Annotated in this window: 25 protein-coding genes; 10 read left to right on the top strand and 15 right to left on the bottom strand. The window is 71.8% G+C overall.

Annotated elements, in window-relative coordinates:
• Positions 1-11 precede the first annotated feature (11 nt).
• The gene (locus EV385_RS07235) at positions 12-578 is read left to right on the top strand and encodes a PadR family transcriptional regulator (RefSeq protein WP_165449410.1); all 567 of its coding nucleotides are present in this window, start codon (positions 12-14) and stop codon (positions 576-578) included.
• 61 nt (positions 579-639) lie between these two features.
• Here the strand turns inward: EV385_RS07235 and ispG are convergent, their stop codons facing one another.
• From ispG to EV385_RS07260, 5 genes are all read right to left on the bottom strand, one after another.
• On the bottom strand, positions 640-1,812 hold the full coding sequence (gene ispG, locus EV385_RS07240) for a flavodoxin-dependent (E)-4-hydroxy-3-methylbut-2-enyl-diphosphate synthase (RefSeq protein ID WP_130508748.1): 1,173 nt from the start codon (positions 1,810-1,812) through the stop codon (positions 640-642).
• Positions 1,813-1,820: 8 nt separating this feature from the next.
• Complete coding sequence (locus EV385_RS07245; RefSeq protein WP_130508749.1) at positions 1,821-3,080, bottom strand: M50 family metallopeptidase; 1,260 nt, start codon at positions 3,078-3,080, stop codon at positions 1,821-1,823.
• Positions 3,080-4,282, bottom strand: coding sequence for a 1-deoxy-D-xylulose-5-phosphate reductoisomerase (dxr, locus tag EV385_RS07250; RefSeq protein WP_130508750.1), 1,203 nt, complete (start codon positions 4,280-4,282; stop codon positions 3,080-3,082). The genes EV385_RS07245 and dxr overlap by 1 nt, the downstream gene beginning before the upstream one ends.
• Before the next feature lie 77 nt (positions 4,283-4,359).
• Positions 4,360-4,959: a Uma2 family endonuclease gene (locus EV385_RS07255; RefSeq protein WP_130508751.1), complete on the bottom strand. Its 600-nt coding sequence runs from the start codon at positions 4,957-4,959 to the stop codon at positions 4,360-4,362.
• A gap of 33 nt (positions 4,960-4,992) precedes the next feature.
• Positions 4,993-7,212 (bottom strand): MMPL family transporter, encoded by a 2,220-nt coding sequence (locus EV385_RS07260; RefSeq protein ID WP_130508752.1) that lies wholly within the window; start codon positions 7,210-7,212, stop codon positions 4,993-4,995.
• A gap of 104 nt (positions 7,213-7,316) precedes the next feature.
• On the opposite strand from EV385_RS07260, the gene EV385_RS07265 reads away from it, so the two are divergent.
• Both EV385_RS07265 and EV385_RS07270 read left to right on the top strand, forming a co-directional pair.
• The gene (locus tag EV385_RS07265; protein ID WP_165449411.1) at positions 7,317-8,024 is read left to right on the top strand and encodes a TetR/AcrR family transcriptional regulator; all 708 of its coding nucleotides are present in this window, start codon (positions 7,317-7,319) and stop codon (positions 8,022-8,024) included.
• 11 nt (positions 8,025-8,035) lie between these two features.
• Positions 8,036-9,646 (top strand): phytoene desaturase family protein, encoded by a 1,611-nt coding sequence (locus tag EV385_RS07270; RefSeq protein ID WP_130508754.1) that lies wholly within the window; start codon positions 8,036-8,038, stop codon positions 9,644-9,646.
• Positions 9,647-9,746: 100 nt separating this feature from the next.
• Here the strand turns inward: EV385_RS07270 and EV385_RS07275 are convergent, their stop codons facing one another.
• Entirely contained in the window at positions 9,747-11,285 is a 1,539-nt protein-coding gene (locus tag EV385_RS07275; protein WP_207230068.1) for a Rieske 2Fe-2S domain-containing protein, read from the bottom strand.
• Positions 11,286-11,533: 248 nt separating this feature from the next.
• On the opposite strand from EV385_RS07275, the gene EV385_RS07280 reads away from it, so the two are divergent.
• Entirely contained in the window at positions 11,534-11,761 is a 228-nt protein-coding gene (locus tag EV385_RS07280; RefSeq protein WP_130508756.1) for a DUF2631 domain-containing protein, read from the top strand.
• 54 nt (positions 11,762-11,815) lie between these two features.
• Here EV385_RS07280 and EV385_RS07285 read toward each other — a convergent pair whose 3' ends face one another.
• The 8 genes from EV385_RS07285 to EV385_RS07320 form a co-directional block, all read right to left on the bottom strand.
• Complete coding sequence (locus EV385_RS07285) at positions 11,816-12,838, bottom strand: DivIVA domain-containing protein (RefSeq protein ID WP_130508757.1); 1,023 nt, start codon at positions 12,836-12,838, stop codon at positions 11,816-11,818.
• Positions 12,839-12,875: 37 nt separating this feature from the next.
• Positions 12,876-14,054 carry a dual-specificity RNA methyltransferase RlmN gene (gene rlmN / locus EV385_RS07290; protein ID WP_130508758.1) on the bottom strand — a complete coding sequence of 393 codons (1,179 nt, stop codon included), beginning with the start codon at positions 14,052-14,054 and terminating at the stop codon, positions 12,876-12,878.
• Between the two features lie 44 nt (positions 14,055-14,098).
• A complete protein-coding gene (locus tag EV385_RS07295; RefSeq protein WP_130508759.1) occupies positions 14,099-15,427 on the bottom strand; it encodes a phosphatidate cytidylyltransferase in 1,329 nt (442 codons plus the stop codon).
• Positions 15,427-15,984 carry a ribosome recycling factor gene (gene frr / locus EV385_RS07300; protein WP_130508760.1) on the bottom strand — a complete coding sequence of 186 codons (558 nt, stop codon included), beginning with the start codon at positions 15,982-15,984 and terminating at the stop codon, positions 15,427-15,429. Before frr ends, EV385_RS07295 begins: the two co-directional genes overlap by 1 nt.
• Positions 15,985-16,045: 61 nt before the next feature.
• Positions 16,046-16,810 carry a UMP kinase gene (pyrH, locus tag EV385_RS07305; RefSeq protein ID WP_130508761.1) on the bottom strand — a complete coding sequence of 255 codons (765 nt, stop codon included), beginning with the start codon at positions 16,808-16,810 and terminating at the stop codon, positions 16,046-16,048.
• Between the two features lie 104 nt (positions 16,811-16,914).
• Positions 16,915-17,745 (bottom strand): translation elongation factor Ts, encoded by an 831-nt coding sequence (gene tsf / locus EV385_RS07310; RefSeq protein ID WP_130508762.1) that lies wholly within the window; start codon positions 17,743-17,745, stop codon positions 16,915-16,917.
• Positions 17,746-17,811: 66 nt separating this feature from the next.
• The gene (gene rpsB, locus EV385_RS07315) at positions 17,812-18,663 is read right to left on the bottom strand and encodes a 30S ribosomal protein S2 (protein ID WP_130508763.1); all 852 of its coding nucleotides are present in this window, start codon (positions 18,661-18,663) and stop codon (positions 17,812-17,814) included.
• 346 nt (positions 18,664-19,009) lie between these two features.
• A complete protein-coding gene (locus EV385_RS07320) occupies positions 19,010-19,945 on the bottom strand; it encodes a hypothetical protein (RefSeq protein WP_130508764.1) in 936 nt (311 codons plus the stop codon).
• A gap of 146 nt (positions 19,946-20,091) precedes the next feature.
• On the opposite strand from EV385_RS07320, the gene EV385_RS07325 reads away from it, so the two are divergent.
• Genes EV385_RS07325 through dprA form a run of 3 tightly spaced genes read left to right on the top strand, consistent with a single transcriptional unit; the run spans position 20,092 to position 23,230 of the window.
• Positions 20,092-20,451 carry a YraN family protein gene (locus tag EV385_RS07325; RefSeq protein ID WP_130508765.1) on the top strand — a complete coding sequence of 120 codons (360 nt, stop codon included), beginning with the start codon at positions 20,092-20,094 and terminating at the stop codon, positions 20,449-20,451.
• An 11-nt stretch (positions 20,452-20,462) separates the two neighbouring features.
• Positions 20,463-22,010, top strand: a complete 1,548-nt coding sequence (locus tag EV385_RS07330) for a YifB family Mg chelatase-like AAA ATPase (protein WP_130508766.1) — start codon at positions 20,463-20,465, stop codon at positions 22,008-22,010.
• Entirely contained in the window at positions 22,007-23,230 is a 1,224-nt protein-coding gene (gene dprA / locus EV385_RS07335) for a DNA-processing protein DprA (protein ID WP_130508767.1), read from the top strand. Before EV385_RS07330 ends, dprA begins: the two co-directional genes overlap by 4 nt.
• 20 nt (positions 23,231-23,250) lie before the next feature.
• Here dprA and EV385_RS07340 read toward each other — a convergent pair whose 3' ends face one another.
• On the bottom strand, positions 23,251-23,436 hold the full coding sequence (locus EV385_RS07340) for a DNA-binding protein (protein WP_130513145.1): 186 nt from the start codon (positions 23,434-23,436) through the stop codon (positions 23,251-23,253).
• 595 nt (positions 23,437-24,031) lie between these two features.
• On the opposite strand from EV385_RS07340, the gene EV385_RS07345 reads away from it, so the two are divergent.
• The 3 genes from EV385_RS07345 to EV385_RS07355 all read left to right on the top strand — a co-directional run bounded on the left by EV385_RS07345 (position 24,032) and on the right by EV385_RS07355 (position 26,528).
• Positions 24,032-24,436, top strand: coding sequence for a hypothetical protein (locus tag EV385_RS07345; RefSeq protein ID WP_242624755.1), 405 nt, complete (start codon positions 24,032-24,034; stop codon positions 24,434-24,436).
• A 301-nt stretch (positions 24,437-24,737) separates the two neighbouring features.
• Positions 24,738-25,142: a GntR family transcriptional regulator gene (locus EV385_RS07350; RefSeq protein WP_130508769.1), complete on the top strand. Its 405-nt coding sequence runs from the start codon at positions 24,738-24,740 to the stop codon at positions 25,140-25,142.
• 432 nt (positions 25,143-25,574) lie between these two features.
• The gene (locus tag EV385_RS07355; protein ID WP_130508770.1) at positions 25,575-26,528 is read left to right on the top strand and encodes a tyrosine-type recombinase/integrase; all 954 of its coding nucleotides are present in this window, start codon (positions 25,575-25,577) and stop codon (positions 26,526-26,528) included.
• The last annotated feature ends 9 nt before the right edge of the window (positions 26,529-26,537 follow it).

Below are 26,537 nucleotides of genomic sequence, written 5' to 3' on the forward strand. Positions count from 1 at the left end.
CGGAGATAGTCATGCGACAGCACTTCCACCAGCAGTTCCACGAGGCCCGGATGCGCGGCTTCGGTTTCGGCCCCGGATTCCCGTTCGGCGGATTCGGCGGTCCCGGCGGCCCGCACGGGCACGGCCGGGGCGGGCGGCGCGGCAGCCGCCCCAATGTCAGACCCGCCGTCCTCGCGCTGCTCCTCGAGCGTCCCATGCACGGGTACGAGATGATCCAGGAGCTGGAGAGCCGCACCAACGGCATCTGGCGCCCGAGCCCCGGCTCGGTCTACCCCACCCTGCAGCTACTGGAGGACGAGGGCCTCATCGAGGCCGAGGCCACCGGCGGCCGCAAGGCCTACACGCTCACCGAGGCGGGCCGCCCCGAGGCCGAGACCGCCGCGCAGAACCCACCGTGGGCGCAGTTCGGCGCGGACACCATGTCCCAGGCGCAGGACTTCCGCGACGCGGCGTTCGGCATCATGGACGCCCTGCGCCAGGTCGGCTTCAACGGCACCCCGGAGCAGCGCGACCGCGCCCTCGAGGTGCTCAGCGAGACCAAGCGCAAGCTGTACGCGATCCTGGCCGACGGCGAGTGAGGACCGACGACAGAAGGGGGCGCACCGATCGGTGCGCCCCCTTCTGCCCGTACGAAAAAGATCAGCTGACCGTGACCGTCGGGCCGGGCAGCAGCTCACGCAGCTCGTCGGGCAGCTCGGCGCCCATCTCGTCGGCCAGCCGCAGCGCCTCCTCGACCAGCGTCTCCACGATGATCGACTCGGGCACGGTCTTGATGACCTGGCCCTTCACGAAGATCTGGCCCTTGCCGTTGCCGGACGCCACGCCGAGATCCGCCTCCCGGGCCTCGCCGGGTCCGTTGACGACGCAGCCCATGACGGCCACCCGCAGCGGCACGGGCAGCCCCTCCAGCGCGGCGGTGACCTGCTCGGCCAGCGTGTACACGTCGACCTGGGCGCGACCGCACGACGGGCAGGAGACGATCTCCAGGCCGCGCTCGCGCAGGCCCAGCGACTCCAGGATGGCGTTGCCGACCTTGATCTCCTCGACCGGCGGGGCGGACAACGACACCCGGATCGTGTCGCCGATCCCCTCGGCCAGCAGCGCCCCGAACGCGACCGCCGACTTCACGGTGCCCTGGAACGCGGGGCCCGCCTCGGTCACCCCGAGGTGCAGCGGGTAGTCGCACTGCTCGGCCAGCAGCCGGTACGCGCGGATCATGACGACCGGGTCGTTGTGCTTCACCGAGATCTTGATGTCCCGGAAGCCGTGCTCCTCGAACAGCGAGCACTCCCACAGCGCCGACTCCACCAGCGCCTCGGCGGTCGGCTTGCCGTACTTCTCCAGCAGCCGCTTGTCCAGCGAGCCCGCGTTGACGCCGATCCGGATCGGCACCCGCGCGTCGGACGCCGCCTTCGCGATCTCCTTGACCTTGTCGTCGAACTGCCGGATGTTGCCCGGGTTGACCCGGACCGCGGCGCAGCCCGCGTCGATCGCGGCGAAGACGTACTTCGGCTGGAAGTGGATGTCGGCGATCACCGGGATCTGCGACTTCTTGGCGATGGCGGGCAGCGCCTCGACGTCGTCCTGCGACGGCACGGCGACGCGGACGATCTGGCAGCCCGACGCGGTCAGCTCCGCGATCTGCTGCAGCGTCGCGTTGACGTCCGCGGTGAGCGTGGTGGTCATCGACTGCACGCTCACCGGCGCGCCGCCACCCACGGGCACCGAACCGACCATGATCTGGCGGCTCTGGCGGCGCGGGGCCAGCGGCGGCGGAGGCACGGCAGGCATGCCGAGACTGACTGCGGTCATATTGGTGCTCACCTGAAGATCGAGATCGGGTTGATGATGTCGGCGGTGACGGTCAGCAGCGTGAACGCCCCACCGATGAGGATGACCGCGTACGTCACGGGCATGAGCTTGTAGTAGTCCACCCGGCCCGGGTCGGGCTTGCGCAGCCGGGCGAAGAGCCAGGAGCGGACCCGCTCGTACCAGGCGATGGCGATGTGGCCGCCGTCGAGCGGCAGCAGCGGCAGCAGGTTGAAGATGCCGATGAAGACGTTCAGCGAAATGAAGATCATCAGGAAGTACTGCGGCACGCCCGCGGCGATCGCCTCGCCGCCCAACCGGCTCGCCCCGACCACGCTGATCGGGGTCTCCGGGTCCCGCTCGGAGCCGGTGATCGAGTGCCACAGCGCGGGCACCTTCTCCGGGATCTTCTTGAACGCCGTGAACGTGCCCTCGACCATCTGCCAGCCGAAGTCGCCGGTGGCCTTCACGCCCTCGACCGGCCCGTACGTGACGAGCGCGGGCTGGTCCGTCGTCCAGCTGATGCCCGCCACCGCGACCTGGCTCACCGGGCCCTGCGGGTTGTCCAGCGGCGGCCGCTGCGCCTGCGCCAGCTGCACCGTGGCGGTGCCCGCCACCCCGTCGCGCGTGTACGCGAACACCGTCGGCCCGGCCTTCGATGCCCGGATCACGTCCGTGAGCTGGCCGTAGTTGGCGATCGTGGTGTCGCCCACCTTGGTGATCACGTCGCCGTTCTTCAGCCCCGCCGCGGCGGCCGGGCCGGGGAGCGCCCCGTTCTGGCCCACGACGCACGTCTGGTCGGAGAGGTTCACCTGGATGCAGTCGCCGACCTGGATGCGCGCGACCTCGGCGCGCTGGGCGGCCGCGGTCTCGGGCAGCTTCAGGTCGGGGTTGGGCAGGCCGACGAAGACGGCCGCGAACCACAGCGCCACGATGGCTAGGAGGAAGTGGGTGATCGACCCGGCGGACATGACGATCGTGCGCTTCCACACCGGGAACCGCCACATGGCGCGCGGCTGGTCCTCGGGGGCGACGTCGTCGTCCTGCGGGGTCATCCCGACGATCTTGCAGAAGCCGCCGAGCGGGATGGCCTTGAGGCCGTACTCCGTCTCGCCGCGCTGGACCGAGAAGATCGTCGGACCGAAGCCGACGAAGTACTTCGTGACCTTCATGCCGAAGCGCTTCGCGGTGATCATGTGCCCGAGCTCGTGCAGGCTCACCGAGATCAGGATGGCCAGCGCGAACGCCGCCACACCCAGCCAGTACAGCATCAGGCTCCTTCTGCCCCAGTCGCGATCAACCGCCGAGCCTGGGCACGCGCCCATGCCTCCGCCTCAAGCACATCATCGACGGTACCCGGTTGCGCATAAGCGGGCGCCGCCGTGAGAACCGCCTCGAGTGTCTCGACGATGCCCAGGAACGGTAGCCGACCGGCCACGAACGCGGCCACACACTCTTCGTTCGCGGCGTTGTAGATCGCCGGACGGCACCGGCCCGCCCGGCCCGCCTCCTTGGCCAGCCGTACCGCCGGGAACGCCTCGTCGTCCAGCGGCCGCAGCTCCCAGCTGTGGGCGAGGGTCCAGTCCACCGCCGGGGCCGCCTCCGGCACCCGGTCCGGCCAGGCCAGGGCCAACGCGATCGGCAGCCGCATGTCCGGCGGGCTGGCCTGGGCCAGGGTCGAGCCGTCCGTGAACTCGACCAGCGAGTGCAGCACCGACTGCGGGTGCACCACGACCTCGATGTCGTCGTAGGGCACGTCGAACAGCTCGTGCGCCTCGATCACCTCCAGGCCCTTGTTGACCATGGTGGCCGAGTTGATCGTCACCACGGGGCCCATGTCCCAGGTCGGGTGCTTGAGCGCCTCCTCCGGGGTGACGTTCTCCAGCTCGGCGCGCCGCCGATCCCGGAACGCTCCGCCGCTGGCGGTCAGCACCAGCCGCCGCACCTCGCCGCGCTGGCCGCCGCGCAGGCACTGCGCCAGCGCGGAATGCTCCGAGTCGACCGGCACGATCTGCCCCGGCCGCGTCAGCGCGGCCTTGACCAGCGGGCCGCCGGCCACCAGCGACTCCTTGTTGGCCAGGGCGAGGGTACGGCCGCAGCGCAGCGCCGCCAGCGTCGGCGCGAGCCCGAGACTGCCGACCACCCCGTTGAGTACGACGTCGCACGGCCACTGGGCGAGCTCGGTCATCGCGTCCGGCCCCGCCACGATCTTCGGGATCCGGAAGTCGCCGGTCGCGTACCCGTGCTGCTGGGCCTGGGCGTAGAACGCAAGCTGGAGGTCCTGGACGGCGCTGGCCCGCGCCACCCCGACCACCTCCACGCCGAGCGCCAGCGCCTGGGCGGCCAGCAACTCGACGTTGCCGCCGCCCGCGCCGATCCCCACCACCCGGAACCGGTCGGGGTTACGCCGCACGATGTCGATGGCCTGGGTGCCGATCGAACCGGTGGAGCCGAGCAGGACGAGGTCGCGCATGGCTCCATCTTTCCCGACGCCCGCACGTGTGCGCCGCTCAGCCCGGCCCCGCAGTGCCGGCCGCGCGGCCCGCCCGATCAGTTCTGCTCGTCCTGTTCGTCGAGCAGGTCGCCCGGGTCGATCTCGAACGGGAACGGCTCACGCATGGTGAACGTGCCGCCGGCGGCGGCCGCCACCACGGGCGGATACTCGCCGTCGGCCAGCTCGTGCAGCACCAGGGACGGCACCCGGTTACGGAAGTCGACACGCATGAAGTACGGCACGCCGGCGGCGGCGTACTCCCGGGGACGGTCGATGACGTCCTTGCGCCGGTTGCCGCTGGAGACGATCTCGCCCATCAGCACCGCGTCCATGATCGGCATGGTGATCCGGCCGCCACCCGAACGCCGCAGCACCACGAAGTCCGGGATGAACAGATCATCCCCGGCCACGATGTTGACCTCCGGGTACGCCCACATACCGGCCCGGCGGGCAGCCTGGTGCAGCAGAAACGCCAGCTGCCGCTCGGCCGCCTGGTGGTCGAACCCGGCGTGCGGTGTCACGATCACGCTCCCCCGGAAGACCTCGACCTTCGGCCCGTGGTGTTCCGGCAGCAGGTCGAGCGCGCGTTGGGCGGTCCACGGCGTATCGAGCGTGCCGAGAATGTCGAACGACGGTTCCCGGGCGGGCGCGGCCATCGGACTCACCTCCTCCCGGGCATCCTGCCGGGGTCAGCGTACCGCCGCGACCCCGTCCGACCGGGCTGTGGACGAGCCGAGCTCGGGTGGGTCGACGTCGCTGCTCTCCGGCTCGGACCGGGGCGTCTCGTGGATGCCGTACCGGGCGTACAGGCGGCCCAGCGGGCCCGGGGCCCACCAGTTCCAGCGGCCCAGCAGCCGCATGGTCGCCGGGACCAGCAGCGCCCGCACCAGGGTCGCGTCCACGATGATCGCCACGATCATGCCCACGCCGATGGTCTTGATGACGGTCACCCCGCCCGTGGCGAAGCCCGCCACCACCACGATGAGCAGCAGCGCCGCCGCCGTGATGATCCGGCCGGTGTGCTGCAGACCGGCGGCGACCGCGGTGGTGTTGTTCCCGGTGGCGTCCCACTCCTCGCGAACCCGGGAGAGCAGGAACACCTCGTAGTCCGTGGCCAGCCCGAACAGCACCGCCAGCACCAGGATGAGGTTGCTGGGTTCGATGTAGCCGGTGGACTCGAAGCGCAGCAGGTTCTCGAAGTGGCCGTCCTGGAAGATCCAGACCACCACGCCGAACGAGGCGCCGATGGAGACCACGTTCATCAGCACCGCCTTGATCGGCAGCAGCACCGACCCGAACGCGAAGAACAGCAGCACCATCGTGGCCACCGCCATGATCAGCGCCATCCACGGCAGCCGGGCGCCGAGGCTGTTCAGCAGGTCAAGGTCGATCGCCGGGCGCCCGCCGACGAGCACGGTGGCCCCGGCCGGGGGCGGCAGGTCGCGGATGGCCGCGGCGACGTCGCGCGCCGCCGCGGTGGTCGGCTCCGCGGCGTACCCGACCGTGATCAGCGAGGCGTTTCCCCTGGTCGCGGTGACCTGGGCACCGGTGACCCCCGGCAGCCCGGCGATCGTCGTGGCGAACGGCCCGGCCGGGGCGCCCGCGACGTACACGTCGATCGGGTTCTGCCCGGCGGCGGGGAAGTCCGTGCGGAGCGTCTCGGTGACCACCCGCGCCGGGGTGTCGGCGGGCAGCACCCGCTCGTCGAAGCCGCCGAACTGGACCCGGGCGAACGGCAGCGCGAACGCCACCAGCACCGCCAGCACGCCGATCGCGTAGAACACCGGGCGGCGCATCACGCTGTGCGCGACCTTGGCCCAGGCGGTGCTGCCACCCGCGACCGAACCCGCGGCGCGCTGGCGCGGCACGGCCCGGCGCAGGCGCGGCAGCGGCACACGCAGCATGTCGATGCGGTGCCCGAGCAGCGACAACACGGCCGGGAGCACGGTGAGCGAGGCCAGCATCGCGATGAGCACGGCGGCCATGCCGCCGATGGCCATGCCACCGAGGAAGGGCTGCGGGAAGATCAGCAGACTCGACAGGGCCAGGACGATCGTGAGGCCCGAGACCACGACGGTACGCCCGGCGGTGGCGACCGTGGCCCGGATGGCGGCCGGGACGTCACGCCCGTTGGCCAGCTCCTCCCGGAACCGGCTGACCACGAACAGCGAGTAGTCCACGGCCATGCCGAGACCGAGCAGGGTGATCACGTTGATCGCGAAGACCGAGATCTCGGTGAAGTAGGTCAGTGTGCGCACCGCCACGAACGCGCCGAGGATCGCGATCCCGCCGATCACCAGCGGCGACAGCGCGGCGATCAGGCCGCGGAAGACCAGGATCAGCAACACCAGGAGTACGGGCAGGGAGAACAGCTCGGCCCGGGTGAGATCCTCCTTGGTCTGGGCGTTGGCCTGTGCCCCGAACGCCGCGAGCCCGCCCGCCTTCATCTGCAGCCCGGGCGCGTGCAGCTCCGGTTCGATGGCCTGGTACGCCGCGAGCTTCTCGTCCTCGCTCCCGTCGGCCAGTTGCACCGCCGCGAACGTGGCATGCCGGTCCTTGCTGACCATGCCCGGCGCCTTCGCGTCCAGGTAGCTGGTGACGCCCGCCACCTCGGGCCGGGCCCGCAGCGCGGCAACCCGGGCGGCCACCGCCGACCGGAACGCCGGGTCGTCCACCGTGGCGGTGTCACTGGACCAGAGGACGAGCACGCCGGGGTCCTGGCGGCCCAGTTCGGCGGCGATAGTCTTGGCCGCGCGGTTGCTCTCGCTGTTCGGGTCGGCGTAACCGCCGCCGGTCAGCGCGCCGAAGACCCCGGCACCCCAGGTGGCCCCGGTCACCACCAGCGCCAGGGCGGCGGCGATCACCCACCATCGGACCCGGACGACAGCGCGTCCCCACCAGCCGAACATGGTTGTCCTCCCCGGGCCGCGTTGCCGTCGCGGCGGTAATAGCTAAAATCGTGAATGCTGTTTACTCTGGCAAACACCGTTCACCCAGGTCAATGGAGCGAACTATGACGACGACCACGCCCGGCCGCCGCGAGCGGCTGCGCGCGGAGACCGTCGCCGAGATCAAGCTGACCGCCCGCCGTCATCTCGTCGCCGGCGGGCCCGCCAGCATCTCCCTGCGGGCCGTCGCCCGGGACATGGGCCTGACCGCGCCCGCCATCTACCGCTACTTCGCCAACCTCGACGCCCTTGTCCTAGATATCGTCACAGATCTATTTGAAGAACTCCGCACCGCGGTCGAACAGGTCGCCGTCGCGTACGCCGAGGCCGACCCGGTCATCCGCATCGGGCACATGGCTCGCGGCTTCCGTCGCTGGTCACTCGCCCACCCCGCCGAATTCGCCCTGATCTTCGGCAGCCCCGTACCCGGCATCACCCAGATCGGCATGGTGTGTGGCCCGGTCCACGAAGCCGGGGCACGATTCGGCGAGACCTTCTTCACCGTCCTGGACGAGATCTGGCGGAACCGCCCGCCTGACGAGCCACCGCCGGGACTGTCCGAGCCGACGCTGCGCGAGGTGTTCCAGCCGTACCTCGAGTTGTTCGGTGACCGGTTTCCGCTACCTCTCGTGTACCTGTTCATGGCCGCCTGGACCCGCCTGTACGGAATCGTCGCCATGGAGGTATTCGGACAGTTGCAGTGGGCGATGACCGACGTGGAGCCCCTGTTCGAGGCGGAATTGGCCCGTACGCTGCAGCGCATCACGCGCTAGGCTCGGCCCCCATGACCCCTCAGACGCCCGCCGTGCTGCCCGACCGGGCCGACGTAGTGATCATCGGTGCCGGCCACAACGGCCTGGTCTCCGCCGTCCTGCTGGCCCGCGCCGGCCTCGACGTCGTCGTCCTCGAGGCGGACCAGACCCTCGGCGGCGCCACCCGCACGGAGCACCCGTTCCCCCGGGTGCCCGGGCTCGGCCAGTCCACCGGTTCGTACCTGCTGGGCCTCATGCCGCCCGAGCTGCTGCGCACGCTCGACATCGACATCCCGGTGCTGCGGCGCGACCCGCACTACTTCCTGCCGACCCCCGGCGGACCGGGCGCGCCGTACCTGCTGTTCGGCTCGGACCGCGAGGCCACCCGGGCGCAGATGCAGAAGTTCTTCTCCCCGCGCGACATCGCCGCCGACGAGGCGCTGCAGGTCGAGATCGCCGCGCTGCGCGCCGACCTGGCCCCCGCCTGGCTGGAGGAGCCGGAGTCGGTCGAGCAGGTCGCCGACCGGCACATCCGGCCGCAGCTGCAGTCGACCTTCATCGACCTCGTGCGCGGCTCGGTCGCCGACTACCTGTCCCGGTTCGGCTTCAAGAGCGAACTGCTGGTCAGCATGTACGCGGTCACCGACGGCCTGTCCGGCCTCAACGCGGGCCCCGACGACCCCGGCACGGGCCACAACTTCCTGGTGCACAACATGTGCCGCCTGCCCGGCGCGGACGGCACCTGGATGATCGCCCAGGGCGGCATGGGCACGGTGTCGCGCGCGTTCGCCGACGCGGCCCGCGCCGCCGGGGCCCGGATCCTCACCGGCACCCCGGTCTCCGCCGTGACGGTCGACGGCGGCGCGGCCAGCGGTGTCGTGCTGGCCGACGGGCGCCAGCTCGCGGCCCGTGTGGTGCTCGGCTCCTGCGACCCGTACCGGCTGATGTCGCTGGTGCCGGACGGTGCGCTGCCGAAGGACCTGACCTCCCGGATGAACGCGGTCAAGCGGACCGGCACCACGCTCAAGCTGAACCTGGCGCTCACCGACCTGCCCCGCTTCTCCTGCCTGCCCGAGGGCGCACCGTCGCCGTTCGGCTCGACCATCCACCTGCTGCCCGGCTCGGCGGGGCTGGCGGGCCTGGCCGAGGCGGACTCCCCGATGGCCGCGCTGCGCGCCATGTGGGCCGACGTCCAGGCCGGGCGGCTGCCGGAGGAACCGACCATCGAGTGGTACCTGCACACCACGGTCGACGAGTCGCTGCGCGACGACGCCGGGCACCACTCGTCGGCCCTGTTCGTGCAGTCCGTGCCCTACTCGCTGGACGGCACCACCTGGGACGAGGCGCTCCCGGGCTTCGTCGACAAGCTGCTGGCCATCTGCGACCGGTACGCCCCCGGCACCTCCGCGCTGGTAGCCGACATGATGCCGCTCACCCCACCCGGCATCGAGGAGCGCTTCGGCATCACCGGCGGCCACATCCACCATGTCGACAACACCGTGGCATTCGACGCCCGCATGCCGTACGCGACCGGCCTAGACGGCCTGTACGCCGGCTCCGCGGGCACCCACCCCGCCGGCAGCGTCATCGGCGCCGCCGGCCACAACGTCGCCCGGCGCATCCTCACCGACCTGGGGATCTAAAGCCACGCACGGACCTGGCAGGGACGGGCGCCCCAGCGCCCGTCCCGGTCTCGGCGGGAGCGACGGTCTGCACCACCGACCCAGCTACGACATGTCCTCTTTAGGAAGTCTTCTCGGCCCGGATCGAATGGCCGACGCTGGTGAGACACCGCCCGCTGGGCAGGTCGAACTTCCAGCCGTGCAGCTGGCAGGTGAGCACGTTGCCCTCGACGATGCCGAACCGGCTCAGGTCCGCCTTCAGGTGCGGGCAGCGGCGCTGCACGGTCCAGTCGCCCAGCACGGTGTCCTCGGCCTCGACGGACTTCTGGTGCTCGTCGTACCAGCCCTCGGCATACTGCAGGCGCTCCTCGGACAGGCACTTGAAGAACGCGTACACGAACTCGTTGTACTGGCCGATCCGGGCGGCCGAGAAGCGGCAGGACAGGAAGAGCGAGTTCACCCAGTCGCCCTCGTCGATGAAGATCAGGTGCTCGATCAGCTCCCGCTGCGTGCGGAACCGGTAGCGCACCTTCTCGTCCGCATACGGCCGGACCTGCTTGCCCGGGAAATCCACCACGATCGACTCGACCGACTCGTCGTCGTAGCTGACCAGGTCGAAGCGAACCGGGCCGCCGACCCCCTTGGCCAGGTAGATCGACTCCTCCAGCAGGGGCTCGATCCGCTTCTTCAGCTCGCCCAGCACGTCGATCTCGGGGTGCCGCCAGGATGCCTTCTCCGCCGCGATGACCGGCGCCTTGCGGACCCGCATCTCCTCCAGATGGGCCTGCTTGTTCGCGAAGAACTCGTCGACGTCGGTGGGGTGGGACGTCTGCGCGCCGTCGGTGGTCAGCTCGGTCACGCTGCCGGGCAGCAGCACGATGCCGTTGGTGCCGCCCACCTTCGCGTACTCGCGCAGGAACACGCCCTGGTCGGGGAAGATGTTGCCCTCGTCGCCGAAGATGTCGTTGAACTGCCACAGCTCGTCGTCCAGGAAGCACGGCGGGCCCGCGATCGGGAACACATGCGACGCCTTGAGGTCGTCGATGTAGCGCCACGTCCGGTCGAACTGGCGGTCCCGCTTCTGCTTGCCGAACGCCCGCTTCGCGGACTCGGGCAGCTCGTACACCATCGGATACCAGATCGCGCCGGAGAACTGCAGCATGTGCGCGTGCACGTGGCCCAGCTCGGTGAACCTGGACAGATCCGTGGGGCGGGCGTCGTTCTGGTTCAGCACCCGGATGCCGTCGTGCTCCACCCACAGCGACGAGTCGCCGATCGGGCCGTCCGTCGGGCTGATCAGGGCCTGGATCATCACCTTGAGGCCGCCGTCGAGCTCGTGCACCTCATCCGACTTCGTCTTCAGGAAGCTGGTGAAGCCGAGGTCACGCAGCTCGTCCTCGAGCTGGCTGGTCGGGTACTCCGGCAGCAGCACGGTCGCCTTCTTGCTGACGAAGCGCTTGAGGTGCGCCGCGTCGAAGTGGTCTCGGTGCAGGTGCGAGACGTACAGGTAGTCGACCTGGCCCAGGGACTCCCAGTCGAGCTGCGAGTTGTCCGGGAACGGGAACCACGACGCGAAGTAGGCGGGGTTGACCCACGGGTCGCACAGAATGCTGCCCGCGGCCGTGTCGATCCGCATGCTCGCGTGTCCGGTGCCCGTGATCCGCACGTCCTGCTCCCTTGCCCGTGAATCCGACCTCGTCCGTGAATCCGACGTCGCTCCGTGAATCCGACCGGGTCGACGGTACCGGGTCCGGGCCGCCGGGTCGCGCCCGGAGCCGCCCGGTCCGGGCCGCCGTCTCGCCCCCTCGGGGCTGGCCGCTCACGTCGTCCGGGCTGCCCGGTCACGCCCGTGGCCTCCGTGCGAGACTGGCGGCGAGACGTGATCGCCGGAAGCAGGAGGACCGAACGGTGGCAGAAGAGCCGGTTTACGCGCCCGACCAGCTCAAGCCGGGCAACCGCAAGTTGGCCCGGATCGGCGCCCTGGGCTCCGCCGCGGTGATGGTGATGTTCTTCTGGGGCAACCACGAGGGCAACACGGAGAACCTGTGGCTCCTCATCATCGCGCTGCTGCTGGTCCTGGCGGTGGTGGCCGACACGGTGCTGCGCCGCAACGGCCTCAAGCCCAACGACCAGTAATCCGTACGCGGCAAAGGGCCCGCTCGCGCGGCGAGCGGGCCCTTTTCGTGCGTCTCAGCGGCGGCGCAGCAGGATGTCCTTGACCTCGCGCAGCGCCGCGTCGACCTCGGCCTCGAAGTACCCGCCCGGGACCAGCCCGAACTGCAGGGTGTCCAGCTCGTTCTCGGGCACCGGCATGGGGCCGCGGCCCGACATCGCCTGCAGGATGCTCTCGAACAGGCGGTCCACCTGCATCGGGTCGTACCCGCTGCCGAAGCGGCGCGGCTGGAACGTGCGGCGCAGCTGATCCACCCGGTACAGCTCCCCACCGGGGCCGCCCTGCCCGCCACCCATCGGGGGGCCACCCATGGGCGGGCCACTCATCGGGGCGCTGGACATCGGCGGCGCGCTCATCGGCGCGGGGCCGCCGTACCCGCCACGGTCGCGCTCCGGCATCCGGATCTCGGCGGTCATGTCGGCCTTGCCGTGCCGGCCCGGCTCGTACGCGTCGTAGGCGCCGGTGTCGTAACCGGCCGGGCCACCGCCGTACCGCTGCTGCTGCTGGCCGTACGCGGGCTCGTCGTACCTGCCGTACGGGTCCGGCCCGGGCCCGGTGGGCATCTGCTGGCGCTGCGGCATCTGCGGTGGCGCCATCCGGTCGTCGTAACCCCGGTCGTCGCGCATCCGGTCGTCCTGCATCCGGTCGTCGCGTGTCGGGGCGGGCAGCCGCTCGGTGGGCGGGGCGGAGCGGCCCATGCCGGGGCCCATCCGGTCCACCGGGGCCATCGTGCCGGTGCTGGTCATCCGGTCGCGCATCGAGTCCGGCGCCATGCGGGGGTCCGCGCCGCGCCCGCCGCGCTCCTCGAACTCGGCCAGCTGCCGCTCGACGCGGTCCAGGTGCAGGTCGACCTGCCATTCGTCGTATCCGCCGAAGCGCACGCGGAAGACGACGTCGTGCACCTCCTGGGCGCCGACCGGCGCCCCGATGGGCTCCCCCGCCAGGGTGGCCTCGACGCGGTCGAGGAAGCTGTCGACCTCGTCGACCTTGTAGCCGCGCCGCAGCGCGCGCCGCCGGAAACGCTGCCCCTGACTCGTCACAACGTCTCCCACTTCGTCTGCTGGGAACTCGCCCCAGTCACTGTGCCACCTCCGCCTCGGCGGCGGCGCCCCCAGCGTCCACCACCGTCAGCTCGCTCGCGGCCAGCTGGCCGCAGGCGCCGTCGATCTCCCTGCCCCGGGTGTCGCGAACCGTGGTCGGCACCCCGGCCGCCCGCAGGCGCCGGACGAACTCCCGCTCGACCGGCTTGGGGCTGGCATCCCACCTGCTACCCGGAGTCGGGTTCAGCGGGATGAGGTTCACATGCGCCAGCTTGCTGTGCAGCAGCCTGCCCAGCAGGTCGGCGCGCCAGGGCTGATCGTTTACGTCCCTGATCAGGGCGTACTCGATGGAGACCCGGCGAGAAGTCTGCGCCGCGTAGTCGAACGCGGCTCCGAGCACCTCGGCCACCTTCCAGCGCTGGTTGACGGGCACTAGCTCATCGCGCAGATCATCATCGGGGGCGTGCAGAGACAACGCAAGGGTCACAGACAGCTGTTCGGCGATCAACCGGCGCATCGCGGGCACCAGGCCGACCGTGGACACCGTGATGTGGCGCTGCGAGAGCCCCAGCCCCTCGGGCGCGGGCGCGGTCAGGCGGCGAACCGCCTCGATCACCCGCGGATAGTTGGCCATCGGCTCGCCCATGCCCATGAACACGACCCGGGACAGCCGGGGCGGTGAGCCGGTGACCGCGCCGGACGCGGCCACCCCCGCCAGGTAGACGACCTGGTCGACGATCTCGGCGACGGACAGGTTGCGGGTCAGCCCGGCCTGGCCGGTGGCGCAGAACGGGCACGCCATGCCGCACCCGGCCTGGCTCGACACGCAGGCGGTCACGCGGTCGGGGTAGCCCATCAGCACGCTCTCCACCAGCGCGCCGTCGTGCAGCCGCCACAGGGTCTTACGCGTCGCCCCGGCGTCGCAGGCCTGCTCACGGACCGGCGTGAGCAGCGTGGGCAGCAGGTCACCGGTGAGCCGGTCCCGCTCGCCGGCGGGCAGGTCGGTCATCGCGGCCGGGTCGCGCACCAGGCGGCCGAAGTAGTGGGTGGAGAGCTGCTTGGCCCGGAACGCGGGCTGTCCCAGCGCGGCGACCGCCTCCCGCCGACCGGCGAGGTCGAGGTCCGCGAGGTGGCGCGGCGGCATGCTGGGCCGCCGGCGGGTGGTCACCGCGTCGGGCGTATCGGGGCTGGTCGGGATGACCGGAAGCATCGTCATGGCCAGTCCAGTCTCCCACGGCGGGGCACACGTCCGGGCACCGCTCACCCCGGCGGCGCGATGAGCGAGAGCAGCACATATGCCGTGGGCACGGCGAACAGGATGGAGTCCAGCCGGTCCATCAGGCCGCCGTGGCCGGGCAGCAGGTTGCTCATGTCCTTGACGCCGAGGTCGCGCTTGAGCATGGACTCGGCCAGGTCACCGGTGATCGCCACCACCGAGATCACGGCGCCGAACAGCGCCCCCCAGCCCAGCGGCACGTCCATCAGCAGCGCGAACCAGATGGCACTGCCGACCGCGGCGGCCACCACGGACCCGGCGGAACCCTCCCAGGTCTTGCCCGGGCTGATGCTGGGGGCCATCTTGTGCCGCCCGAGGAACACCCCGGACGCGTAGCCGCCGGTGTCGGAGAGCACGACCGCGATCAGCGTCCCGAGCACCCGCCAGGGCCCGTCGTCCGGCTGGACCACCAGCACGCCGAAGCCCAGCAGGAACGGCACGTACACCGCGATGAGCACGATCGCGGTCAGGTCGCGCCGGAAGCCGCTGACGCCCTCGCCGAGCCGCCACACCAGCGCGGCCGCCACGGTCACGAGCAGGCCGAGGGTGAGTCCGTCCGGCCCGGCGAACTGGGCCAGCCCGGCCATGAGCAGGGTGCCTGCGAGCAGCGGCAGCAGCGGCGGGTGGGCGTCCGCCGCACGGACCGCGCGGACCATCTCCCACACCCCGACCGACGCGGCCGCCGCGACCACGGCAAGGAACGCGGGGGGCCAGAACAGCGAGCCCAGGACGATCGCCCCGAGGGTGACGCCCACACCGATCGCGGCGGGCAGGTTGCGGCCCGCCCGCCCACCCGGCTTCGCCGGGGGCGGCGCCCCGCCGTCGGCGGCGGTCTCCCGGGGCCGCACGGGCGCGCCCGAGCGGCGGGCGCGGCGGCGGCCCGGGCCCCGGCGCCGGGGCGGCTCTGGCTCGTCGCCGTCCGGCGCCGACAGGTCGTCATTCCACCCCGGATTCACGTACGCGGACCCGCCGCCCGCCGATCCGAGGCCGCCCGATCCACCGCTTGCCGAGCCGAGCCCGCCCGAGCCGAGCCCGCCCGAGCCGGGCCCGCCCGATCCACCGCCCGCCGAGCCGAAGCCGCCCGAACCGACGCCCGCCGAGCCGAAGCCGCCTGTGCTCGGACCGCTTGATGCGTCGCCGGGTGTCTGCGGCCAGCCGTCTTCCGGGGATCCGGATTCGGCCGGCTTGCGGTAGCGCGCGTACGGGTCGGGCGCCGCGGCGGGCTCATCGAAGGCGTAGGGCGCCACCACGTCGGGCTCGGGCGACCGGCCGCCGAAGGGTGAATGCCCACCGCGGGGCTCGAGGTACGACATCAGACCTCGAGCAACTCTGCTTCCTTGTGCTTGACCAGCTCGTCGACGATCGACACGTAGCGGTGCGTCAGGTCGTCGAGCTCCTTCTCGGCGCGGCGGCCCTCGTCCTCGCCGGCCTCCCCGTCCTTGACGAGCCGGTCCAGCTGCTCCTTGGCCTTGCGCCGCACGTTGCGGATGGCGATCCGGCCCTCCTCCGCCTTGTGCCGCGCCACCTTGATCATTTCGCGGCGCCGCTCCTCGGTCATCTGCGGCAGGTGGATGCGCAGCTGGGTGCCCTCGTTGTTCGGGTTCACCCCGAGGTCGGAGTCGCGGATCGCGCGCTCGATCGCACCGAGCTGCGAGTTGTCGTACGGCTTGACGATCACCATCCGCGGCTCGGGGATGCCGATCGAGGCCATCTGTGGCACGGGGGTGGGTGCGCCGTAGTAGTCGACGACGATCTTCGCGAACATCGCCGGGGTGGCGCGGCCCGTGCGGATCGCGCCGAACTCCTCCTTGGCGTGCTCGACCGCGCTTTCCATCTTCTCTTCGGCCTCGAAGAGGATCTCGTCGATCACCTGCTCCGTCGCCTCCTTGCTTGTCCTGGTGTAGCTGACCGGTGGTGGATGTGGCGCGGGATCACGTGGTGATCAACGTACCGATCTTCTCGCCGCTCACGGCCCGGATGATGGTGTCGTCGCCCTGGGCGCCGAAGACGAGCATCGGCAGGTCGTTCTCCTGGCACAGGCTGAACGCGGCCTGGTCGGCCACCCGCAGCCCCTCCTTGAGCACGCCGTCGAACGTGATGTGATCCAGCTTGCGGGCGCTCGGGTCGGTACGCGGGTCGGCGGTGTAGACGCCGTCGACACCGTTCTTGCTCATCAGCACCAGATCGGCGTGGATCTCCAGGGCACGCTGCGCGGTGACCGTGTCGGTGGAGAAGTACGGCATACCGGCACCGGCCCCGAAGATCACCACACGGCCCTTCTCCAGGTGCCGGATCGCGCGCAGGGGAATGTACGGCTCCGCCACCTGGGCCATCGTGATCGCGGTCTGCACCCGCGTCTCGATGCCCTCCTTCTCCAGGAAGTCCTGCAGCGCCAGGCAGTTCATGACCGTGCCGAGCATGCCCATGTAGTCCGCGCGGGACCGGTCCATGCCGCGCTTCTGCAGCTCGGCACCGCGGAAGAAGTTGCCGCCGCCGACGACCACCGCCACCTGGACCCCGGAGCGGCTGACCGTGGCGATCTGCCGCGCGATGCCCTGCACGACGTCGGGGTCGACGCCCACGGCACCGCCGCCGAAGACCTCACCGGACAGTTTGAGGATGACCCGCCGGGTACGCCCCGGCGGTGGGGCCGGCGCGTCGTCGATGCCAACAGCCTGCTCGGTCACCATCGTCATGCGACCCGCCTTCCCTTCGCTTCGCCAGAGACCCTATGTGACGGGAAGGCCGGGCGCAGAACGCGGACCCGGCCTCCCCCAGTTTCGACTGCGTCGGTCGCGGGTTACTCCTGGCCGACTTCGAACCGGACGAACCGGGTGATCTCGATCCCGGCCTCGGTGGCGACCTGCTTGACGGTCTTCTTGTTGTCGACGACCGACGGCTGCTCGAGGAGCGCGAAGTCCTTGAAGAAGGAGTTCACCCGACCCTCGATGATCTTGGGCAGCGCCTGCTCGGGCTTGCCCTCCTCGCGCGCGGTCTGCTCGGCGATGCGCCGCTCGGACTCGACGACCTCGGCGGGCACCTCGTCGCGGGTCAGGTACTTCGGCCGCATCGCGGCAATCTGCATGCCGATGCCGCGGGCGTCCGCGTCGCCGGCCTCGTCCGTCTTGCCGCTGTACCCGACCAGCACGCCGACCTGCGGCGGCAGGTCCTGCGCCTTGCGGTGCAGGTAGACCGCGACGGTGCCGTCGACGGTCGCGAACCGGTTCAGGACGATCTTCTCGCCGATCTTGGCGGAGTACTCCTGGATCGCGTCCGCGACACCCTTGCCGTCGGCCAGCGTGGCGGCCTGCAGCGCGGCGGCGTCGGCCACCTTGTTCTGGTCGCCGTACTCGACCAGCTGCTGCGCCAAGGCGACGAAGTCCGGGGTCTTGGCGACGAAGTCGGTCTCGCAGTTCAGCTCGAGCAGCGAAGCGCCGGAGTGGGCGACGATGCCGTTGGCGGCGGTGCGCCCGGCGCGCTTGCCGACGTCCTTGGCGCCCTTGACGCGCAGGAACTCGACGGCCTTGTCGAAGTCACCGTCCGACTCTTCGAGCGCCTTCTTGCAGTCCATCATGCCGGCGCCGGTGAGGTCGCGGAGCTTCTTGACGTCCGCGGCGGTGTAGTTGGCCATGACTCTCTCTTCGAATCTCCGGTCTTGGTGGGACGCCGGGCCCCGGCGGGGCCCGGCGTTCTCGCGTTACTCCGCGGCGGTCGCGACGGGCTCGGCCGTGGCGGCGGGGGCCTCGTCCGCCTTCTTCTCCGCGCCCTCGTAGAGGTCGCGCTCCCACTCGGGCAGCGGCTCGCCGGCGGCGACGGCGTTGGCCTCGGGCTTGGCGTCGGCGTCGCCCCGGTTACGGCCGGAGCGGGCGATCAGGCCATCGGCGACGGCGCTGGCGACGACCTTGGTCAGCAGCTCGGCGGAGCGGATGGCGTCGTCGTTGCCCGGGATCGGGAAGTCGACCTCGTCCGGGTCGCAGTTCGTGTCGAGCACCGCGATGACCGGGATGCCCAGCTTGCGGGCCTCGTCGACGGCGATGTGCTCCTTCTTGGTGTCGACCACCCAGATCGCCGACGGCACCCGGGTCATGTCGCGCAGACCGCCCAGGGTCTTGGTCAGCTTGATCTTCTCGCGCGAGAGCTGCAGGGTCTCCTTCTTGGTGTACCCGGCGGCGGTGCCGCTCAGGTCACCGAGGGCCTCGAGCTCCTTCATGCGCTGCAGCCGCTTGTACACGGTCTGGAAGTTGGTCAGCATGCCGCCCAGCCAGCGGTGGTTCACGTACGGCTGGCCGACGCGCGTGGCCTGCTCGGCGATCGCCTCCTGCGCCTGCTTCTTGGTGCCGACGAAGAGCACCGTGCCGCCGTCGGCGACCGTGCTGCGCACGAAGCTGTACGCCTTCTCGATGAAGTCGAGCGTCTGGCGCAGGTCGATGATGTAAATGCCGTTACGCTCGGTGAAGATGAAGCGCTTCATCTTCGGGTTCCAGCGCCGGGTCTGGTGCCCGAAGTGGACACCGCTTTCCAGCAGCTGACGCATGGTCACGACGGCCATGGTGGGTTGCTCCCTGTAATCCCTGGTTGACACGCCCACCGGCGGTAGGCGTCCTGGCGCCCGGTCGTCGGCCGTGGGTGGGCCCGATGGGATCGGGACCAGGGAGGGCCGCCGCCGCCCGGAGGCCGGTCGGGTGAGGGGTGCTCACCTGAGCCGGTGCGGGCGGAGGGCACGCGAGGTCGACCGCGCGGGGCGGTCGCCGTCGTCCAGCATACGCCGGGCGGTACCGGGCGCGCCGCCCGGCCGGGGGTGCGCCGATTCGCCCGTTTCCGCAGGTGCACTGGCGCCCGCCAGTAGCCGGACAACCCTGAGTCCCGAAACGCCAGAAGTCCGGGCCGGCGACAGATCAGGCGGCGGCGAGCGCGGCCGCGAACACGAGCAGCAGGCCGACCGGCAGGTAGACCACCGGCGGACGCAACCAGGCGTCCCGGTTCTCCGGGCGACCACCGCCGGCCAGCGCGAACAATCCGAGCCCGGTCAGTGGCAGGCCCAGCGTCAACAGCACCGCGGGCACGACCGAACCCGCGGACACCTCCTCGGCGAAGGTGGCATGGGCCAGCAAGCGCACCACCGGCACCATGAGCACCAGGGTCACCAGGCCGACGACCACGGCCGAGACCGGGCGGCGGGTGCGGTACACCGGGTCGGCGCCCATCCGGGCGCCGGCGGAGGCGCCCAGGGACGGAATGACACCTGTCCGTTCGCCCGCATCCGGGGTCCCGCCGAGGCTCGGCGCGAGGCTCGCGGGCTCATCGGCCGCGCCCAGCCCTCCGGTCGACCGCACCGGCGGGAACTCCGGGCCCCGGACCGGCATGCGCAGCGGCTCCAGCGCCGGTTCGGCCACCGGGCGGGGGTGCCCCCCGGTCGAGGTCACCGGGTCCGCCGCGGCGATTCCGTACCGCTCGTCGGCGGAGCGCTGCCCGGGGAGCCGGAACCCGCCGCCAGGCCCGGCGGTCTCAGCCGCGGCACCCGGCCCGCCGTAGAGGCCAGGACCGTCGTTGCTTCCCGCCAGGCCGTAGGTGCTGGAACCGTCCTTGCCGCCCGCCAGGCCGAACCCGCCGGGACCGCCGCTGGCACCCGCCGAGCCGAACCCGCCGGGACCGCCGCTGGCACCCGCCGAGCCGTATCCGCCCGGGGCGTCCATGCCGTTCGACGGGGCGTAGCCGGCGGCGGCGTCTGGGCCGTCCGCTCGGCCGTGTTCGCTGGAGCCGCTGGTAGAACGCGGTCCGGAGTACCAGCCCGGTGGCTCGGGGTCGTCGGCGTAGCGGCGTTGTCCATCCACGGTTCTGCACCGTAGGTGACGACCGGCCCCCGATGCCACCGGCGGGCGTATATCACTGCCAGGGCCCGGCCATCGCCCTGTCCACAACCACGCTCCGTCCACAGGCACGCACGCGTCGCGACGCGCGCTCCGGCAGCGTGGCCGCCATGACGAGACAGCGACAGGCGGTCGGGGCGTACGGCGAGCGGCTCGCCGAGCGCTACCTGACCGACCAGGGCCTGGTGGTGTTGGCACGCAACTGGCGGTGCGCCGACGGCGAGGTCGATCTGATCCTGCGCGACGGCGAGGACGTGGTCTTCTGCGAGGTGAAGACCCGCCGCGGCGACAGCTACGGCACGCCTTGCGAGGCGGTCGGGCCGACGAAGGTGCGCCGCCTCCGTCGGCTGGCCGCACGATGGCTGGCCCAGGGTGCGCTGCGCCCCCGCGAGGTGCGCTTCGACGTGGTCGCGGTCGCGCCGCAGCCGCGCGGAGCGTCCCGCGTCGAGCACATCCGGGCGGCGTTCTAGGTGGCGGCGAGATGAGCTACGCCCGGGTGCTGTGTGTGGGCCTCTCCGGGATGACCGGACACGTGGTCCAGGTGGAAGCGGACCTGTCTGCCGGGCTGCCCGCCCTCGTGCTCACCGGCCTGCCCGACGCCGCGCTGCACGAGGCCCGCGACCGGGTCCGTGCCGCGGTGGTCAACTCGGGTCAGCGTTGGCCCAACCGGCGGATCACGGTCAATCTCCTACCCGCGACCCTGCCGAAGCAGGGCAGCGCATTCGACGTCGCGATCGCCGCGGCACTGCTGGCCGGCGCGGGCGAGTTGCCGCTCGCCGCGCTCGACGGCGTCGTGTTGCTGGGTGAGCTGGGCCTCGACGGCGCCGTACGCCCGGTCCGCGGGGTACTGCCGATGGTGGCCGCGGCGGCCCGCGCCGGTATCGACCGGGTGGTGGTCCCGCTTGAGAACGCCCGCGAGGCGAGCGTCGTGCCCGGCGTGACCGTGCGGGCGGTGGATTCGCTGCACCGGCTCGTCGCGTACGTCCGTGGGGCCGCTCCCCTGCTCGACCCGCCCGACGTCCCACCCGCCCCGCACCGGCCCGGCCCCGATCTGGCCGACGTCGTGGGTCAGGGCATGGGCCGGTACGGCATCGAGGTCGCCGCCGCCGGCGGGCACCACCTCGCCCTGTTCGGTCCGCCCGGCGCCGGCAAGACCCTCCTGGCGGAGCGGCTCCCATCGGTCCTTCCGGAGCTGGACGACGCCGCGGCTCTCGAGGTGACCGCCCTGCAGTCGATTGCTGGCGTGCTGCCGCCGGACGGCCGCCTGGTGCGGCGGCCTCCGTTCCAGGCCCCGCACCACAGCGCCAGCCTCGCCGCGCTGGTCGGCGGCGGCACCGGGCTGGCCCGGCCCGGTGCGTTGTCGCTGGCCCACCGGGGAGTGCTGTTCCTGGACGAAGCCCCGGAATTCCGGACCGCGACGCTGCAGGCGCTCCGGCAGCCCCTGGAGAGCGGCCGGGTAGTGCTGGCCCGGGCCCGTGGCAGCACCGAGTACCCGGCCCGCGTCCAGGTGGTCCTCGCCGCGAACCCGTGCCCCTGTGCCAGCCCCGCCGGCGACCAGCTCTGCGAATGCTCGCCGTCGACCCGGCGCCGCTACCTCGGCCGGCTCTCCGGCCCGCTGCTCGACCGCATCGACATCCAGATCGGGTTGCGTCCCCTGAGCGCCGCGCAACTGATGAGCACGGGCGGCCCGGTAGAGGACTCCGGCGCCGTCGCCGCGCGGGTCGCGGGCGCCCGCGACGCCGCGGCGGCCCGCTGGTCGGGCGACGGCTGGCGGGTCAACGCCGAGGTGCCCGGCGCGCAGTTGCGGCGCCCGCCCTGGCGTCTGCCGCCCCGGGACACCCAGGCCCTGCGCACCAGCCTGGACCGCGGCGCGCTGTCCGCGCGCGGGTTCGATCGGGTACTGCGGCTCGCCTGGACGATCGCCGACCTCGACGGCCGCGACCGGCCGAACGGCACAGACGTGCACGAGGCGGCCCAACTGAGGATGGGCGAGATCGACATCGTGCGGTCCACGGAAGGAGTTCGATGAACGGCAACCCGCCCGACGGCCCGGCCCCGGCCGCCCGCCCACCGGGTCCCGACGAGGACAGGATGGCGCGTATCGCCCTCACCTGGCTGGCCGAACCGGGCAACCGCACAGTGTGGACGATGACCCGCAACGAGGGGGCACCCGCGGCCCTCGCTCGTCTGCTCTCCGGTGACATCCCCGACCCCGCCCTGCGCGCCGCGGTCCTCGCGCGTACCGCCAGTGGGGACCCGCGGCGGCTCGCCGAGGCGGCGATGCGCCGCGCCGAGCGCCTGGGAGCGCGGGTGGTGGTGCCCGCCGATCCGGAGTGGCCCCGGCGGGTGGAGGAACTGGGCACTTTGGAACTCGACGGCGGGGGCCGCATCGGCCACGACGTCCGGCCGCCGTTGTGTCTGTGGGTACGCGGCGCCCAGCCACTGGACGAGGCGTTCCACCGGTCGGTGGCGGTGGTGGGTGCCCGCGCCGCAACCGGCTACGGAGTCCACGTGACCACGGACATCGCGTACGGGCTCGCCGAGCACGGGTGGGCCGTCGTGTCGGGTGGCGCGTTCGGGATCGACGCGGCGGCGCACCGGGCGGCGCTGGCGGCGGGTGGGCTCACCATCGCCGTGCTGGCGTGCGGGGTCGACCGGCCGTATCCGGTGGGCAACACCGCCCTCTTCGAGCGGATAGCGGACACCGGGCTGCTGGTCAGTGAGTGGCCACCCGGAAGCGATCCGCTGCGCCACCGCTTCCTGATCCGCAACCGCGTCATCGCGGCCGCGACGGTCGGCGCCGTCGTCGTGGAGGCGGCGGCGCGCAGCGGTGCGGTGCAGACCATGGGCCGGGTGTTGTCGCTGCGGCGCAAGGCCATGGTGGTACCCGGTCCGATCAGCTCGGCGATGTCGGTCGGCTGCCACCGGCTGTTGCGGGCTGACCCGGCGGCCCGGTTGGTCACCAACCTCCAACAGGTTCTCGAGGAGGTCGGTTCGATCGGCGAGTACTACGCGGATCCACCGCGCGGCCGGGAGCACGATCGGGACACACTGGACGAAGAGTCGGCGTTGGTGCTGGAGGCGGTGCCGCGGCGCGGCACGGCGAGTGCTGACCAGCTGGCCGCGACCGCCGGCCTCAGCCTGCGTACGGTGCTGCGCCGGTTGTCCCTACTCGAAATGACGGGGCTGGTGGTTCGCCGCGACGACGGCATAGCGCTGGCGCCCCGGCCGAGGTCCGCGGGGCGGTGACGAAGGGCGGGGAGGCTTCTTCACTCCTCCGCGTCGTCCAGATCGCGCCGATGAACCTTCATCCACGCTTCCACGTCCTCGGTGAGCCAGACCTTGCCCTGGGCGAGGTCTGCGACCGGTGCCGGAAAGTCGGCACGGCTGGTGATCTGGTAGGCGCGCTGCCGGCTCACCCCGCCGAGGCGAACGCGGATCTCGTGTGCGCCCATCAGTCGAATCGGCTTGACTCCCACGCCTTCGACCGTAGGCGCAGGACTATTAGTCCTTTATTAACTTGATACAAGACGAGTAGTCTCTGAGCAACTAGTCTGTCTGCATGTTACGACAACACCGGGCTTCGTCCCCGGACCCGTACCAACCGCGGCATCGCCGCGACTGGCGCACGTTGTGGCGCCGGTGCATCTGCGGGCTTCCCGCTCCGTGCATCGACCGGTCCCGCTCGTCCACCGCTCCCCTCCCGCATCGCCCTGATCGCGACACACCCGATTCCGGGCGATCGAGTCGCGTCGCGATCGGCGTGGCACGGCCCCGACAGAGCCCGACGCGCCGGTCGCCACAGTGGGGGAACGGCGTGGCCAGCGCGGCGGTTCCGTCCCTCGACAACGGGGCGTTCGCCGGGCCTTCGGGCCGCGCGGTGCCGTGTCGGCGGGCCAGCCCGGCGACGGCGTTCCTCGCGGGCCGCGCCGGAATGCTCACCCCGGCACAGGAATACCGCGCGAACGGTGGTCGCCACGTCCTGAAGCCGCCCATCCCAGCGATCCACGGGCGGGTGACGTCACTCGGAGCAGCGGCAGAGCGACCACGATGGCCGACGCATCGGCGGGCCGCGTCTCGATCATCGACTCCGGCGTCCCGTCCGTTGACCGCTGCCGCTCTGATCGAACCGTTGCGGGCATCCACCCTGGACTGGTACAGCGATCCCCGGCGTGGGCGCCGATGACCGCGTCGAGCCCGGACGAGCACGTCGGGCAGCGACCGACGTGGCTGTGCCGCGCATGCGCACAGCCGTGGCCGTGCCCCGACGCGCGACGGGAACTGCTCCAGGAGTTCCAGGGGTTCACCTCGGTGCTGACGATCTACCTGTCCGCGCAGATGTGCGAGGCGATCCAGGACTTCGCCCTCCACCACGATGCCCCACCACCCAACCTCTACCAGCGCTTTCTCGGATGGGTGCGATCTCCGGAATCTGGCGAGGAGCCGTCCGCGTGACACCCGTCGCCGCAAGCCGGAACGGCCACCCCAATCCTCACCGGATTCGGATGGAGACCGGGTCTTCCACATGCGAGACCTAACCCCCGGGCGGCGCTGAGGCGACTCAGCGGACGTCCTTGAAGAACGGCGGCAGCCGGCGCATCTGAACCTTGTGCCTGGTCCCGACGGACTCGCCGACCGCCGCCGCCCACGCCGCGCGATCAAGCTCGGCCTTCTCAGCGCGACGCGGTAGTACTATACCAACGTGGGTCTGTATGTACAGCCTGACGGAGCATTGTGGCCTCGTACCGTGGCCGACATGATCGATCCCTCCGCGGACCGCGCGGTGTTCCGCCAGCTTGCGGACCTGCTGCGTGACCGCATCATGTCCGGTGAGCTGGGTCCGGGTGAGCCGCTGCCGAGCGAGCTGCGCCTGGCCCAGGAGTACGGCCTCAGCCGCACCACCGTCCGCCAGGCGATCGGCCAGCTCCGCACCGAGGGACTGGTCACCGTGGACCGGCCGCGCGGGACGTTCGTCCGCGTTCCCGAGCAGACCCAGACGATCACACTGGCACGCGGCGAACGCGTCAGCGCCCGCATGCCCACGGATGCCGAGCGCCGCAGCCACCGCCTCGGCGAGGGCATCCCCGTCCTCGTCGTGACCGGCCCGGACGGGGCGTTCACGGTCCATCCCGCGGACCGGATTCAGCTCATCCGCCCCTGACCCGGTCCCGGGCGAGCGGCACTGGGTTCACGGGCGCCGTGGCGCGCCACGCGCAAGCCGGCGCCCGAGCGCGTTCCCACCCGGGCGCCGCGCTGTCATCACGACAATCGGCAGCCAAGCCGAGGCGGGCACATCCGTATGTGCCATGTTGGTGGACCTTCCTGGTCAGAGCGGCACCGTAGGCTCCGCTGGCAAGCGGCACCCGGACCACGCAGGGCCATCGCCGCGTCAGCCTTCGTCACTTCGTGACCAGGTGACCGCGCCCATCCGCCAGACCAAGCGGCCCACGGCCGTGGACCTACGGCCAGGGACAGCGTGGCCAGGGACCGGTGGCCAAGGACAAGCGCGCCGGGACAGGCGGCGGGCGACACATGGTGCAGGCCCCGGGTGCGCACTTGACGATGGCCGTCACAAGGCCCACGGTCGAGGACGATGAACACGCAAGAGATCCACGAGTCGCTGCCCACGGCGATGCGCGACGCGGTGGACGAGTTCGGACTGCACCTCGCCCGGGTGGACAACCGGTCCGCACACACCGTCCGGGCGTACGTGGGAGACGTCGTCTCGCTGCTCGCGCACGCGGCGCGGCACGGCTGCACGGCGCCGGCGGATCTCGACGTCGTGGTGCTCCGAGGCTGGCTGGCCGGGTTGCTGGCCGCCGGCGCCGCCCGCAGTTCCCAGGCCCGCCGGGCGGCCGCCGCCCGCACGTTCACCGCGTGGGCGCACCGGGCGGGACTGTGCCCGGCGGATGCCGGCGCCCGGCTCGCCAGCCCCCGGGGGCATCGGGACCTGCCGACCGTGCTGCGCGCCGACCAGGCCGCGGATCTGGTCGGCGCGCCCGCCCCGGCGCGACCGGCACCGCAGGCACCGGCACACGCGGGGGCCGTCGCCGCGCGCGACCGTGCCGTTCTGGAACTGCTCTACGCCACCGGGGTACGGGTCAGCGAGCTGTGCGGACTGGACCGCGCCGACGTGGACGCCGGCCGGCGGGTCGTGCGGGTGCTCGGCAAGGGCGCCAAGGAGCGCGCGGTGCCGTACGGCGTGCCGGCCCAACGGGCCCTCGACGCCTGGCTCCGCGACGGGCGGCCCGTGCTGGCCGCCCCGGGCGGCGGTGACGCGCTGTTCGTCGGCACCCGTGGGGGGCGCCTGCAGCAGACCGTGGTGCGCCGGATCGTGGCGGGCGCCGCGCGGGCCGCCGGCCTGCCGCACACCAGCCCGCACGACCTGCGCCACTCGGCCGCCACGCACCTGCTGGACGGGGGCGCCGACCTGCGCGCGGTGCAGGATCTGCTCGGGCACTCCTCGCTGTCCAGTACGCAGATATACACCCACGTCTCCACCGAGCGGCTCAGAGCGGCCTTCGATCAGGCGCACCCCCGGGCGTGAGGGCGATTC

The organism is Krasilnikovia cinnamomea (assembly GCF_004217545.1).
GTDB classification, from domain to species: Bacteria; Actinomycetota; Actinomycetes; order Mycobacteriales; family Micromonosporaceae; genus Actinoplanes; species Actinoplanes cinnamomeus.